This is a genomic window from Mesorhizobium sp. M0676, from assembly GCF_040320535.1.
Lineage (GTDB): Bacteria > Pseudomonadota > Alphaproteobacteria > Rhizobiales > Rhizobiaceae > Mesorhizobium.
Genome location: NZ_JAMYPU010000046.1, coordinates 19,955 through 33,338 on the forward strand (window position 1 = coordinate 19,955; position 13,384 = coordinate 33,338).

13 protein-coding genes are annotated in these 13,384 nt (G+C 63.6%); 5 read left to right on the forward strand and 8 right to left on the reverse strand.

What is annotated here, in order from left to right; translation table 11 throughout:
• Positions 1-10: 10 nt before the first annotated feature.
• Complete coding sequence (gene aspS / locus NKI35_RS29455; protein WP_352742295.1) at positions 11-1,801, reverse strand: aspartate--tRNA ligase; 1,791 nt, start codon at positions 1,799-1,801, stop codon at positions 11-13.
• Positions 1,802-2,024: 223 nt separating this feature from the next.
• On the opposite strand from aspS, the gene NKI35_RS29460 reads away from it, so the two are divergent.
• The gene (locus tag NKI35_RS29460; protein ID WP_023734157.1) at positions 2,025-2,444 is read left to right on the forward strand and encodes a hypothetical protein; all 420 of its coding nucleotides are present in this window, start codon (positions 2,025-2,027) and stop codon (positions 2,442-2,444) included.
• Here NKI35_RS29460 and NKI35_RS29465 read toward each other — a convergent pair.
• Positions 2,441-3,199, reverse strand: coding sequence for a DeoR/GlpR family DNA-binding transcription regulator (locus tag NKI35_RS29465; RefSeq protein ID WP_023689527.1), 759 nt, complete (start codon positions 3,197-3,199; stop codon positions 2,441-2,443). The genes NKI35_RS29460 and NKI35_RS29465 overlap by 4 nt on opposite strands.
• Positions 3,200-3,306: 107 nt before the next feature.
• On the opposite strand from NKI35_RS29465, the gene NKI35_RS29470 reads away from it, so the two are divergent.
• The 3 genes from NKI35_RS29470 to rnd all read left to right on the forward strand — a co-directional run bounded on the left by NKI35_RS29470 (position 3,307) and on the right by rnd (position 7,088).
• Positions 3,307-4,512: an MFS transporter gene (locus tag NKI35_RS29470; RefSeq protein ID WP_023682424.1), complete on the forward strand. Its 1,206-nt coding sequence runs from the start codon at positions 3,307-3,309 to the stop codon at positions 4,510-4,512.
• Positions 4,513-4,616: 104 nt separating this feature from the next.
• Positions 4,617-5,861, forward strand: coding sequence for an MFS transporter (locus tag NKI35_RS29475; RefSeq protein ID WP_023689528.1), 1,245 nt, complete (start codon positions 4,617-4,619; stop codon positions 5,859-5,861).
• Between the two features lie 75 nt (positions 5,862-5,936).
• Positions 5,937-7,088, forward strand: coding sequence for a ribonuclease D (gene rnd / locus NKI35_RS29480; RefSeq protein WP_023682426.1), 1,152 nt, complete (start codon positions 5,937-5,939; stop codon positions 7,086-7,088).
• 63 nt (positions 7,089-7,151) lie between these two features.
• On the opposite strand, the gene NKI35_RS29485 is transcribed toward rnd, so the two are convergent.
• The 5 genes from NKI35_RS29485 to NKI35_RS29505 form a co-directional block, all read right to left on the reverse strand.
• Positions 7,152-7,571 (reverse strand): MAPEG family protein, encoded by a 420-nt coding sequence (locus NKI35_RS29485; protein WP_023682427.1) that lies wholly within the window; start codon positions 7,569-7,571, stop codon positions 7,152-7,154.
• Between the two features lie 22 nt (positions 7,572-7,593).
• Entirely contained in the window at positions 7,594-8,163 is a 570-nt protein-coding gene (locus NKI35_RS29490; RefSeq protein WP_023673033.1) for a hypothetical protein, read from the reverse strand.
• Positions 8,164-8,182: 19 nt separating this feature from the next.
• The gene (guaB, locus tag NKI35_RS29495; protein WP_023682429.1) at positions 8,183-9,685 is read right to left on the reverse strand and encodes an IMP dehydrogenase; all 1,503 of its coding nucleotides are present in this window, start codon (positions 9,683-9,685) and stop codon (positions 8,183-8,185) included.
• Positions 9,686-9,827: 142 nt separating this feature from the next.
• On the reverse strand, positions 9,828-10,259 hold the full coding sequence (locus NKI35_RS29500; RefSeq protein WP_352742297.1) for a PIN domain-containing protein: 432 nt from the start codon (positions 10,257-10,259) through the stop codon (positions 9,828-9,830).
• 19 nt (positions 10,260-10,278) lie between these two features.
• Positions 10,279-10,524, reverse strand: a complete 246-nt coding sequence (locus NKI35_RS29505; RefSeq protein WP_023673036.1) for a type II toxin-antitoxin system Phd/YefM family antitoxin — start codon at positions 10,522-10,524, stop codon at positions 10,279-10,281.
• A gap of 243 nt (positions 10,525-10,767) precedes the next feature.
• On the opposite strand from NKI35_RS29505, the gene NKI35_RS29510 reads away from it, so the two are divergent.
• Complete coding sequence (locus tag NKI35_RS29510; protein WP_352742291.1) at positions 10,768-12,189, forward strand: MFS transporter; 1,422 nt, start codon at positions 10,768-10,770, stop codon at positions 12,187-12,189.
• Between the two features lie 216 nt (positions 12,190-12,405).
• Here the strand turns inward: NKI35_RS29510 and NKI35_RS29515 are convergent, their stop codons facing one another.
• Positions 12,406-13,104, reverse strand: a complete 699-nt coding sequence (locus NKI35_RS29515) for an RlmE family RNA methyltransferase (RefSeq protein WP_352742293.1) — start codon at positions 13,102-13,104, stop codon at positions 12,406-12,408.
• Between the last annotated feature and the right edge of the window lie 280 nt (positions 13,105-13,384).

A 13,384-nucleotide genomic window follows, 5' to 3' on the forward strand; every position in this document is an offset into this window, starting at 1 on the left:
AGGAAAATTTTCAGCTGTCTTTTTTCACCGCCGCGACGCGCAGCGAGAGGTCGCGCAGCTGCTGCGGGGTGGCTTCCGAGGGCGCGCTCATCAGCAGGTCATAGGCCTGCTGGTTCATCGGGAACATGGTGATTTCGCGCAGGTTCTTGGCGCCGACCAGCAGCATGACGACACGGTCGACACCGGCCGCCATACCGCCATGCGGCGGCGCACCGTACTGGAAGGCGCGATAGAGGCCACCGAAGCGCTCCTCGACTGTGGCGCGGTCCAGCCCGACCGTCTCGAACGCCTTGACCATGGTCTCGGGCAGATGGTTGCGGATACCGCCCGAGGCGATTTCGAAGCCGTTGCAGACCATATCGTACTGAAAGGCCTTGATGCCGAGCAGGTCGTCGCCGTTGAGCGCGTCGATACCGCCTTGCGGCATCGAGAACGGGTTGTGGGCGAAGTCGATCTTCTTCTCCTCCTCGCTCCATTCGAAGAACGGGAAATCGATAATCCAGCACAGTTCAAAGCGTTCGCGGTCGACGAGGTTCAGTTCTTCGCCGGCACGCGTACGCGCGGCACCGGCGAAGCTAACGAACTTCTTCGGATCGCCGGCGACGAAGAAGGCGGCGTCGCCATCGGCAAGGCCGAGCTGCTGGCGGATCGCCTCGGTGCGCTCCTCGCCGATGTTCTTGGCCAGCGGACCGGCGCCTTCAAGCTTGTCGCCTTCCTTGCGCCAGAAGATGTAACCCAGTCCCGGCTGGCCCTCGCCCTGCGCCCACGAGTTCATGCGGTCGCAGAAGGCGCGGCTGCCGCCGGTCTTGGCCGGAATGCCCCACACTTCGGCCCTCGGATCGTTGGCCAGGATGTTGGCGAAGACCTTGAAGCCGGAATCGCGAAAATGGTCGGAGACGGCCTGCATCTCGATCGGGTTGCGCAGGTCCGGCTTGTCGGAGCCATATTTGCGCATGGCGACATCGTAAGGAATGCGCTGGAATGTCTGCGTCACCGGCTTGCCGTTGGCGAAGGTCTCGAAGACGCCGCGCATCACCGGTTCCATGGTCGACAGCACGTCGTCCTGCTCGACGAAGCTCATTTCGAGGTCGAGCTGGTAGAATTCGCCGGGCAGACGGTCGGCGCGCGGGTCCTCGTCGCGGAAGCAGGGCGCGATCTGGAAATAGCGGTCGAAGCCCGAAACCATGATCAGTTGCTTGTACTGCTGCGGCGCCTGCGGCAGCGCGTAAAAGGTGCCGGGATGGATGCGCGACGGCACCAGGAAGTCGCGCGCGCCTTCCGGCGACGAGGCCGTCAGGACCGGCGTCGAGAATTCGGTGAAGCCGACATCGGTCATGCGCTTGCGCATCTCGGCGATGATTTTCGTGCGCGCCACGATGTTCCTGTGCAGCGTCTCGCGGCGCAGGTCGAGAAAACGGTACTTCAGGCGGATGTCTTCGGGATAGTCGGGCTCGCCGAACACCGGCAGCGGCAATTCCTTGGCTGCCGACAGCACCTCGATCTCGCGGGCAAAGATCTCGATCTCGCCGGTCGGCAGGTTGGCGTTGGTGGTGTCCGGCAGGCGCGCCTTGACCTCGCCGTCGACGCGGATCACCCATTCGCCACGCAGCGTCTCGGCCACCTTGAAGGCGGGCGAATCCGGATCGGCGACGATCTGGGTCAGGCCGTAATGGTCACGCAGATCGATGAACAGCAGGCCGCCATGGTCGCGCACGCGATGCACCCAGCCCGACAGGCGAACCGAAGAGCCGACATCGCTCTTTCTCAACTGGGCACAGGTGTGGCTGCGGTAACGATGCATTGTCATGTCAAAATTCCGGGGTGCTGGGTTGTGGGTCGAGCATCAAAGCCCGGTCCAAAATTTGCGCGAAAAGCGCATGGGAGGCCCGATTTGTCAAGGCAAGCCGGGTTTGGGTCGTCTCTCTATCCGCTAGTCAGTGTTGAAGTCTTTGCCAGGCTTGGCGCATTGCCGCCAGAAGTGTTTCTCGCGACAGTGCAGTCATCGAATGATCTGGAGATACTTCATGCCAGAACCCACAGTCCCGCCGGGTGTCGGGCCACATAATGGCCGCGAATTGGAGCTGATGCTTCAGGGCGACAAATCAATGGCCTTGTTCGCGGCGGAACCGGGTATGGACGCCGACGATATTGGCGATGCAGGTTTTGCACCGTTTGTCGACGAAGGTCGCATCCTGAAGTTCACCCAGATTGTTCCTAAAACCTCAGTGGAAGAGCGCTGCTACTGCCTGCCGACAGAAGAATGGCGCTGCAAACTGAGCTTGTTGATCTCCAGAATGTGCCGCAGCGGAGAGGCCTTTGACATCTTCACATCGAATGATCTGGCGAGGCTTGAAGGAGCCCTTCTCGGTTATTCAAAGGAAGATGTCGAAGTGTTCGTCGCCCATGCTGCGTCCCGGACTGCCCGCGCGCCGAGCTCCGTTTAAGCCAAATGGATTTCGGCGCCCTGGCGTTCGAAATCCGCGAGGATCGCGGCCGGCGCGGTCTTTTCGACCACGAGGTGGCGGATCGCCTCTGGCCTGGCGACCCGGTAGGGTGCGGCTGTGGCTAGCTTGTCGTTGGTTACAGCGATGACGATGCCTGCGCTGTTCTTGGCCATCGCCCGCTTTACCTCGGCCTCAGCCGAATCGAAGGCCGTGACGCCGCGCGACGCATCGAGACCGCAGGATCCGAGAACAAACAGGTCCGCGCCAAGTTGCGCGACAGCGGCAAGCGTGTCGGCGCCGACGCAGGCGCCGAGGTGGCGGTCGAACCGTCCCCCAAGCACAATCAGCTCGACCAAAGCGTGGTTTGACAGGACGGAGGCAATTTCGAGCGAGTTGGTGGCGACGGTCAGATCGAGGTCGCGCGGGATGGCCCTGGCGATCGCGGCATTGGTCGAGCCGCTGTCGATGAACAGGGTCTGTCCGCGCGAAAGCAGTGCCACGGTCGCGCGGGCCAGCCGCGTCTTTTCTTCGACCGCATGGCCGGCGCGCAGGCCGACCGGCGTGGCCGCGAAGGGTGCGGCCGCGACCGCGCCGCCATAGACGCGGCGGCACTGCCCGGCCTTGGCCAACTCCCTGAGGTCGCGGCGAACCGTGTCTTCCGAAACGCCGAAGCGGCCTGCCAGCTCGCCGGCCAGCACCCTTCCCTCGACGGCCAGGCGATCGCGAATGATTTGATGCCGCTCATCGGTCAGCATTGCATGATCCTGTTTTCTTTGTGCACGTTCTTGCACAATTTGCATGTTTGTGCAAGATAAGGGGATATCAACGACAATCTCCGGCTCTCTTCCCCGAAAGCATCGTCATGACCTTTGGCCTCCGCCTCGCTCCGCAACACCGGGTCTACGCCGGCTTTGCGATCTATTCGTTCGCCATGGGCCAAATCTTCCCGCGGCTGCCCGACATCAAACATGCCATGGGCATAGGAGACGGCACGCTCGGGCTCAGCCTGATCGGGACGCCGATTGGCACCTTGACCGCGCTGACGCTGGCGGCGCCGATCCTGGAGGGCGTCGGCTTCCGCCGCGCGCTGCTCGGACTGGTGCCGCTTTTGTCGGTCGTCTTTGCCATTGCCGTGCATGCGCCTGGGCCGCTTGCGCTATTCCTGATGCTGTTTCCGGTCGGCCTGATGATCGGCAGCGTCGAGATCATTCTCAATGTCGAGGCCGACAGAACCGAATTCCTGCTCAAGCGCCGGATCATGAACCGGGCGCATTCGTTCTGGAGCATTGGCTTTTTCGGCGCCGGCCTGTTCGGCGCCGCGCTTGCGCATCTCGGCATATCGCCGCAACTGCACCTGGCGATTGTCGTACCGATGGTGGCGACAGGAATCGCGCTGTTTCTCGGCGGTTACGAACCGGCGCCGAGCCGCTTCGCCGGCAATGACGAGACGGCGCCAAGGCTGGCGCGGCCGACGCTGCCTATCCTCGTCCTCGTCGCGGTGACGCTGTCGGCGATGCTGATGGAAGGCGCCAGCATCGACTGGTCGGCAATCTACATGCGCACCGTGTTCGATGCGGGCCCTTTCGTCGCCGGCTTCACAGTGGCGCTGTTTGCATTCTCGCAAGCGAGCACGCGCTTCTTTGCCGACTCCTTTGTCGACCGCCACTCGCCGAGCGTCGTGGCGCGGGTGCTGCTGGCGACGATGGCGGTGGGCGTGCTGCTCGTCTTCTTCTCGCCTGCCCCGCTCGTATCGATGCTGGGCTTTGCGCTACTTGGCATCGGCAGCAGCGTGCTCTTTCCGTTGGCGATCTCGGCGGCAGCCCAGCGGACGGACCGCTCCGCGACGATCAATGTCGCGGCGCTGTCGCAGATTTCCTTCGTCGCCTTCCTGCTCGGCCCGCCGCTGCTCGGTTTCGTCTCCGACCATTGGGGCATCCGCTCGGCCTTCGGTATCGGCATCCCGTTCATCATGCTCAGCCTGCTGACCGCCGGCTCGCTTGGCCGAAGGGCTGCCCGGGGCAAGCCTGCGCCGGCGAGCGAAGCTTTGGCGAGGGCCGACGGAGCTTGAACGGCCGCACTTGAAGCCACACACCTGTTGGCGGCGGGACAAGCCACTGGCATTGGCCACACCGATGGTTCAGAACTGTGGAGCCACCTAAGCAACGGTTCCGTATGTCCTCCATCCGCCCGCTGATCCCGCTCCTCATCGCCGCCGGCATCCTGCTTGGCGGCAACGGGCTGCAGGGCACGCTGATCGCGTTGCGCGGCGCGCAGGAAGGGTTTTCGGCCTCCGACATCGGCCTGATGGGCACGTTCTATTTCGCCGGCTTCCTGCTTGGTTGCCTCGCAGTCACCCGCATCCTCAAGGCAGTCGGCCATGTCCGGACGTTTTCAGCGCTCGCCGCCATCGCCGCGGCCAGTACGCTGCTCCTGGTGCTGATCATCGATCCGGTGATGTGGTGCGCGGTGCGCTTTGCCGGCGGTTTCTGCTTTGCCGGTCTGTTCACCGTCATGGAAGCCTGGCTGAACTCCGGCGTCGAAAACAAGGATCGTGCGCGGGTGCTCGCCATCTACCGCATGGTCGATATCGGCTCGGTGACCGGCGCACAGTTCCTGATCCCGATCTTCGGCCCCGGCGGCTTTGCCATCTTCGCCATCATGTCGATGATGATCACGCTGTCGCTGGTTCCGGTGTCGCTCGGCGACCGCTCCAACCCGACGCCGCCCGAAGACGTCAAGCTCGATCTCGCCCGCGTCTGGCGGATTTCGCCGCTCGGCTGCTTCGGCTGCATCTGCGTCGGCGTCACCAACAGCGCCTTCCGCACGCTGTCGCCGGTCTATGCCGAACAGATCGGCATGTCGGTGGCCGATGTCGTCACCTTCGTCAGCGTCGGCATCTTCGGCGGCGCCCTCATCCAGTATCCGCTGGGCTACCTCTCCGACCGCTGGGATCGGCGCGCGGTGCTTTTGGCCACGACATGCGGCGCCATGTTCGCCGCGCTGGCGCTGGTCTTCGTCGCCGGCGCCGATCCGACCCTCAATTTGATCATCGTCTTCATCTTCGGCAGCTTCGCCATGCCGCTCTATTCGCTATCGGCGGCGCATTCCAACGACCGCGCCGACAAGGGCGAGTTCGTGCTGATCAACGCCGCCTTGATGCTGTTCTATTCCTTCGGCGCCATTGGTGGCCCCTTCGCGGCGTCCGCAGTGATGCAACATTTCGGACCGGGCGCCCTGTTTGTCTTCAGCGCAGTCGTCTACGCCACCCTCATCGCCGTCATTCTCTACCGCATGCAGGTGCGCGGCAGCGTGCCGGCGGGCAAGCGCAGCCGCTTCACGGCGCTGCTGCGCACATCAACCGTCTTCGCGCGGCTGGCGCGCAGAAATGGCGATTCCGACGGATCGGCTGATACTTGACCGAAGGGCGGCTTGACGAAAGCGCCCATGGCTGAAATTGAAAGAGAACCTTACCCGTTACTAAAAAGCGATTTGATGCACGTCATCACCACCCAAAATGAGCTCGAGTCCGTTCTCGCCGCTTTTGAAAAGTCGGATTTCGTCACCGTCGACACCGAATTCATCCGCGAAACGACATTCTGGCCGATTCTGTGCCTGATCCAGATGGCGGCGCCAGGCGTCACCGCGCTGATCGACCCGCTGGCGCCCGACATCAACCTCGCCCCATTCTTCCGGCTGATGGCCAATGAAGCGGTGGTCAAGGTTTTCCATGCCGCGCGCCAGGACATTGAAATCATCGTCCATCTCGGCGATCTGGTGCCGCATCCGGTGTTCGACACCCAGGTCGCGGCCATGGTCTGCGGCTTCGGCGACAGCGTCTCCTACGATCAGCTGGTGCAGCGCATCACCGGCGCACGGCTCGACAAATCCTCGCGTTTCACCGACTGGCGCCACCGGCCGCTGTCGGACAAGCAGCTCGATTATGCGCTGGCCGACGTCACCCATCTGATCGACGTCTACAAGCACCTCAGCGCCGAACTGGAGCGGGAAAACCGCGCCCATTGGCTGAACGAGGAAATGGAGGTGCTGACTTCGCGCGAGACCTACGATCCGCACCCCGAGGATGCCTGGAAGCGGCTGAAGATGCGGCTGCGCAAGCCGCAGGAGCTGGCGATCGTGCAGACGGTGGCGGCATGGCGCGAACGCGAGGCGCGCGAGCGTGACGTGCCGCGCGGCCGGGTGCTCAAGGATGACGCCATATACGAGGTCGCCCAGCAGGCGCCGCGCGATGCGGCAGCCCTTGGCAAGCTGCGCACGACGCCGAAAGGCTGGGAGCGTTCGTCGACGGCTACCGCATTGCTCGGCGCGGTCAACACGGCGCTCGCTTTGCCCCGCGAAGAGATGCCGAAGCTGCCCAAGAGCTTTCAGCCGCCCGAAGGCTCCAATGCCGCCTCCGAGCTGTTGAAAGTGCTGTTGAGGATCGTCGCCGAGAAGGAAGGCGTCGCCTCGAAAGTGCTTGCGTCCAGCGATGACATCGACCGCATCGCCGCCGAGGGCGAGGATGCCGACGTGCCGGCCCTGCAGGGCTGGCGACGCGCCGTGTTCGGCGAAGCCGCACTGAAGCTGGTGCGCGGCGAAATCGGCATCAAGTTCGACAAGCGCAAGATCGCGGTGTTCGATTTGTAGACCCCCACCCCGCTCCGCTGCGCGGAGCGACCCTCCCCACAAGGGGGAGGGTAAACAACTGCCCTACACCGCTCCGAGCAGGTGCAGCGCGAACCATATCCATGCCAGCAAGAGAATGATCGCGCCGACGTAGAAGGCGCGGCTGCGAAACCGCAGATTGTTGCTGGTGAGGTGGACCCAGGCGTGGCCATAGCGGGAAATCACGAAAATCCACATCAAGGCCAGGGTCAGATAATTGACGCCATTGGTCGCGTGCAGCGCCAGGCACAGCACATAGAACAGCACCGGCAGTTCGAACTGGTTGATGAGATTGTTGGCAACCGTGACGCTCGACCCGGGCTCGGTCGTGCGCACCTTGTATTGACCGACCTTGGCCTCGCCCGATTTGACCGCGCCGTAGCGGCGCCGGCCCATCACGACATAGACGATATAGACGAGGAACACCTGCGCCAGCATCGGCCAGAAAATCGCGGTCTGGCTCATGGCGTTGCCCCTGCTCTGTCGTTCATGCCTGTGGACGCCGCTGGGCGGCAAGGATCAAAAACGCGATGACGATGACGGGGATCGCCAGCAGCGCGAATTTGGTGACGATCAGCGACGAGGCGAAAGACAGAGAATCCGGGTTGGCCGACAGCGCATCGGACAGAAGCCGCGCCACCGCAATGTTCTGGGCGTAGTCGGCGCACGTGTAGGGCAGCACGATGACCAGCGCGAACAGTGCCTGAAGCTGCACCGGCATGGCACGAAAACTCTTCAGCCGCCGCCCGGTTGCCAGGATCAAGCTGACCATGGTCAGCGACAGCAGCGCCGGGAAGAGAAGGTCGAAAGTCAAATAGTGCCAGACCAGGATGATCTCGCTGCCGCGCCGGCCGAGTGCCGTCAGCCAGGCCATGCCCTCGTCGGGCGTGAACCCGCCAAGGCGCACGTCGAGCGACGGCAGGCCACCGCTCAGCCGGCGGAAATAGAAGAATTCCAGCAGCGTCATGATGATGAAAACCGCCGCGGCGGCAAAGCACAGCGCGCCGGCATGGCGCGCCAGCCGCAGCACGATCGTCGCCTGGTGGCGCCAGAGCATGTACCGCTCTGGCTGCCGGTCAGGCTCCGCCAGGATAGTTCGGGCTTTCGCGGGTAATCGTGACGTCATGGGCGTGGCTTTCACGAAGTCCGGCGTTGGATATGCGCACAAAGGTGGCGCGTTCGCGAAAATCGGCAAGGTCGCGGCCACCGACATAACCCATAGCGGCTTTTAGCCCGCCCGCAAGCTGGTGCAGCACGCCAGACGCAGGTCCCTTGTAGGGCACCTGCCCTTCAATGCCTTCCGGGACCAGTTTCAGCGTGTCGCGAACCTCGGCCTGGAAGTAGCGATCGGCCGAGCCGCGCGCCATGGCGCCGACAGAGCCCATGCCGCGATAGGCCTTGAAGGAGCGGCCCTGATGCAGATAGACCTCGCCCGGGCTTTCGTCGGTGCCGGCCAGCAGCGAACCGATCATGGCCGCACCGGCGCCGGCGGCAAGCGCCTTGGCCAGGTCACCCGAATATTTGATGCCGCCGTCGGCGACGACCGACACGCCTGATCTATGCGCCGTCTCGACCGCCGACATGATCGCCGAAAGCTGCGGCACGCCGACGCCGGCGACGATGCGCGTGGTGCAGATCGAGCCCGGGCCGATGCCGACCTTGACGGCATCGGCGCCGGCGTCGATCAGCGCCTGCGTGCCTTCGGCGGTGGCGACGTTGCCGGCCAGGATGCGGACGGAATTGGAAAGCTTCTTGGCCCGCGTCACCGCATCGAGCACGCGCTGCGAATGGCCATGCGCGGTGTCGATGACCAGGAGGTCGACACCGGCATCGATCAACCGCTCGGCGCGCTCGAAGCCGTCATCGCCGACGCTGGTGGCTGCCGCCGCCCGCAGGCGCCCCTGCGCATCCTTGGTGGCGTGCGGGTTGAGCTGCGACTTCTCGATGTCCTTGACGGTGATCAGGCCGACGCAATTGCCGGACTTGTCCACGACGACGAGCTTTTCGATGCGGTGCTGATGCAGCAGCCGCTTGGCCTCGTCCTGGTCGACATTCTCCTTGACCGTGATCAGGTTCTCACGGGTCATCAATTCGTAGACTTTCTGCCCCGGATCGGAGGCGAAGCGCACGTCGCGGTTGGTCAGGATGCCGACGAGGCGGCCGATCTTCTGGCCGCCGGTGCCGCCATTCTCGACCACCGGAATGCCCGAGATGGAATAGGTGCGCATCAGCGCCAGCGCGTCGGCCAGGGTGGCGTCGGGGCCGATGGTGACCGGATTGATGACCATGCCCGATTCGAACTTCTTGACCTGACGCACCTGCTCGGCCTGTTCGGCCGGCGAGAAATTGCGGTGGATGACGCCGATGCCGCCGGCCTGCGCCATGGCGATGGCAAGCCTCGCCTCGGTGACGGTGTCCATGGCGGCCGACAGGATCGGCACGTTGAGGTCGATGTCGGTGGCGATGCGGGTGCGGATGTCGGTCTCACCGGGCATGACCTCGGAATGACCGGGCTGCAACAGCACGTCGTCAAAGGTCAGCGCCAGCGCGCCGGTGGACGTTTCGATGATTTTTGCCATGGCCAGTCCTCGGATACGAAAAGCGCCGGGAGAATACAAAAAAGCGCTGGACCGAAATGGACAGCGCCGACTCGTTTCTTCCCTTTCAGGATTGGCGCTGGCTGGTAACACGTCGCGGCGTGGTTGAAAAGCCGGTCGTGGCCTATTCGGCGGACTTGCCCAACAGGGCATCGAGCAAGACATGGCGCGGTGACCCGAAAGGATTGACGACCGTTACGCCGCCCCAGGTGAAGCCGTCCTGCAGATCTTCCGACAGCAGCAGCCGGCAACCGGTTTGTGAGGCAACAGACAGGATGGTCGCATCCCAGATGCCGAAATGGTGATCGGTCGCAAGATCAGCCGCGACCGTCATCACCTCCGGCGTCGTGCCGACAACCGGAAACGCGTCGCGCCAGCTCAACAGGGCGTCGCGCGCTTGTGCACGTGATCGTCCGGCCTTGCGTGTGAGAACGGTGAACAATTCGTCGAGCACCTGGACTGGAATGACGGCTGCCTCTTGCGCAATGTCGTGCAGCAGGCCGAAAACGATGTCGCGCTTCTCGGCTCCGTTGATCCCCTCGGCATAAACAAGGATGTTGGTACGAGCGCGACCTTCACCGCTCGTCCTCGTAAAGCTCGTCGCGGCTCCAGCGCCCGGCTTCTACAACAGGCTGGCGTTCGAGGCGCGACAGCAGCGCTGTGCGCGAACGAGACGCCGCAGGGTCGGGCTGCCCTGCAGGCACGATCCGCGCCACGGGGCGCCCATGGCTGGTCACGACATAGCTCTGTCCTTCGCGGACACCGCGCAGGAGGAGCGAGAATTTGCGGTTGGCGTCGGCTGCGGAAACGGCTTCTTCCATGGCATTGTCCATATAGTAGTTATATTCACTACAGCATAGTGAACCCGGTCAATTGAATGAGCTTGCGAAAATGTGGCGAAACGCAGCGACGCCTCTTGTCCGCGCGGGGTCGCACAAAAGTGACAGCAAATTAATGCGACATCGCGCCTGAGGCGTGATAACCGCCCGTTTGTATCGGCTTGCCCGCCTTTTCATTGTTTGGATTGGCCGGCAAGCACATTTAGACCAGTACGGACGCGTTCGTTGAACCGCATCATTCCGCTCATTCTGGCGGTCGCCTTGTTCATGGAAAACATGGATTCGACCGTCATCGCGACATCGCTGCCCGCGATCGCCGTCGACATCCACACCAGCCCGATCGCGCTCAAGCTGGCGTTGACCGCCTATCTGGTGTCGCTGGCGATCTTCATTCCGATCAGCGGCTGGATGGCCGACCGGTTTGGCGCCAAGACCATTTTTCGCGCCGCGATCGGCGTGTTCATCGTCGGCTCGGTCTGCTGCGCCATCTCCAATTCACTGCCGGCCTTCGTCGTGTCGCGCTTCCTGCAAGGCATAGGCGGCGCCATGATGACGCCGGTCGGCCGCCTGGTGCTTGTGCGCGCGACGCCGAAGAGCGAGCTGGTTGCCGCCATGTCGTGGCTGACGGTGCCGGCGCTGGCCGGGCCTCTGGTGGGACCACCGATAGGCGGTTTCATCACCACCTATTTCACCTGGCACTGGATTTTTCTGATCAACGTGCCGATCGGCCTGATCGGCATCTGGCTCGCGACACGCTTCCTGCCGCAAACCGACTCGATGGAGACGCCGCCGCTCGATTTCGTCGGTTTCGTGCTGAGCGGGCTGGCGGCCTCCGGCGTCGTCTTCGGCCTGTCGGTGGTCAGCCTGCCCTATCTGCCGCCGGCGACCGGCCTCATCACCGTGGCGGTCGGGCTGATTTCCGGCGTGCTCTATCTGCTGCATGCGCGGCGCGCCAAGAATCCCCTGCTGGCGCTGGAACTGTTCCGCAACCAGGTGTTCCGCTCCTCGGTGCTCGGCGGCTCGCTGTTTCGCATCGGCATCGGCGCGGTGCCGTTCCTGTTGCCCCTGATGTTCCAGATCGGCTTCGGGCTGACGCCGTTCCAGTCGGGCATGATCACCTTCGTCTCGGCCATCGGCGCCATTGGCATGAAGTTCGTCACCGCGCTGATCTTCCGGCTCGCCGGCTTCCGCCGGGTGCTGATCTGGGGCTCGCTGATCGCCGCCGCATCGATCGCCATCTACGGCCTGTTCACGCCGGAGACGCCTTACGCGCTGATGCTGGCCATATTGCTGGTCGGCGGGTTTATCCGCTCGATGTTCTTCACCGGCGTCAATGCGCTCTCCTATGCTGAGGTGTCGGCCGAGGACACCAGCAAGGCAACGCCGATCACGGCGGTGTTCCAGCAGCTGTCGATCGCACTCGGCGTGGCGCTGGCCGGCGGCATCCTGGAAGTCTCGACCTCGATCCATGGCGGACCGCTGGCGCTCGGCGATTTCCACATCGCCTTCTTCATCGTGGCGGCAGTGTCAGCAGCGGCGTCGGTATCGTTCATGCGGCTGGCACCGGATGCCGGCAACGCCGTGTCGGGTCATGGCCGGATGACGATGCCGAAGACACTGGAGCCGGTGAGCACGGCTGGGAAGTAAGGGGCGAGCGCCCCTCATCGCTTCGTTCATCCTAGGGCGAAGCGACTCAAAGCGTCGCGCAGACCCTGGGATCCATGCCGTGATCTTGATCGAAGGATGCAGCGGCACAGAATTCTGCGGCGTTTTCAACGCGTTAACGTCACGCCATGGATCCTAGGGTCTGCGCTGCGTCGCTTCGCTCCTTGCTTCGCCCTAGGATGACGATGCCACTGGTGGCTATCTGCCCTTAAAATCCTTCGCCAGCAAATACAGTTCCACCGACTCATCGCGCGACGCCGGCGGCTTGACGTGGTGCACCGAGCGGAAGTTCTTCTTGAGCATCGACAGCAGCTCGTTTTCGGCGCCACCCTGGAAGGTCTTGGCGAGGAAATGCCCGCCCGGCTTCAGCACCGACAGCGCGAAATCGGCGGCCACCTCGCACAAATGCATGGTGCGGATGTGGTCGGTTCGCTTATGACCCGTCGTCGGCGCGGCCATGTCCGACAACACGACATCGGGGTCGCCGCCCAACGCCTCGGCGAGCTTTTGCGGCGCTTCCGGGTCGAGGAAATCCATCAGCAGCACCGGCGCACCCGGCACCGCATCCATTTCGAGATAGTCGATGCCGATGACATGTGGATTATCAGCCGTCGATTTCGTCCTCGCGGCCGCCACCTGGCACCAGCCGCCGGGGGCCGCACCGAGATCGATGACCTTCATGCCGGGTTTCAGCAGATGATGCTTGTCATCGATCTCGATCAGCTTGTAGGCCGCGCGCGAGCGATAGCCGTCGGCCTTGGAGCGCTGGACATAGGGATCATTGATGTGGCGCTGCAGCCAGCGGCGCGACGATTCCTTCAGGCCGCTCTTCTTCTTGATCCGCGTCTTGAGGACACGAATGCTGGCGGAGCCCGGCTTTTCCGGCTTCTTGGTCATGACGTTATTTCTTGTTTGAGTTTTTGCGCTGGCCGAGTTGCCGCCGTTTTTCGGCGGCTTCGCGTTTCGCGGAGGGCTTCCCCCACTCCGTCGCCGCTTCGCGGCGCCACCTCTCCCCCCTCCGGAGGGAGAGGAAAGGCGCCGGTCTGCATAAGTTCGCGCCTTCCTCTACCCCGTCGATCGGGGGAGAGGTGGGGGGGGGCGCGCGCCCGCCGGGGGGGGGGGCGGGGGCCCCACCAAAACGCGAGCATCACGGCCGCGCCCCCCCGTTGGGCCGCCC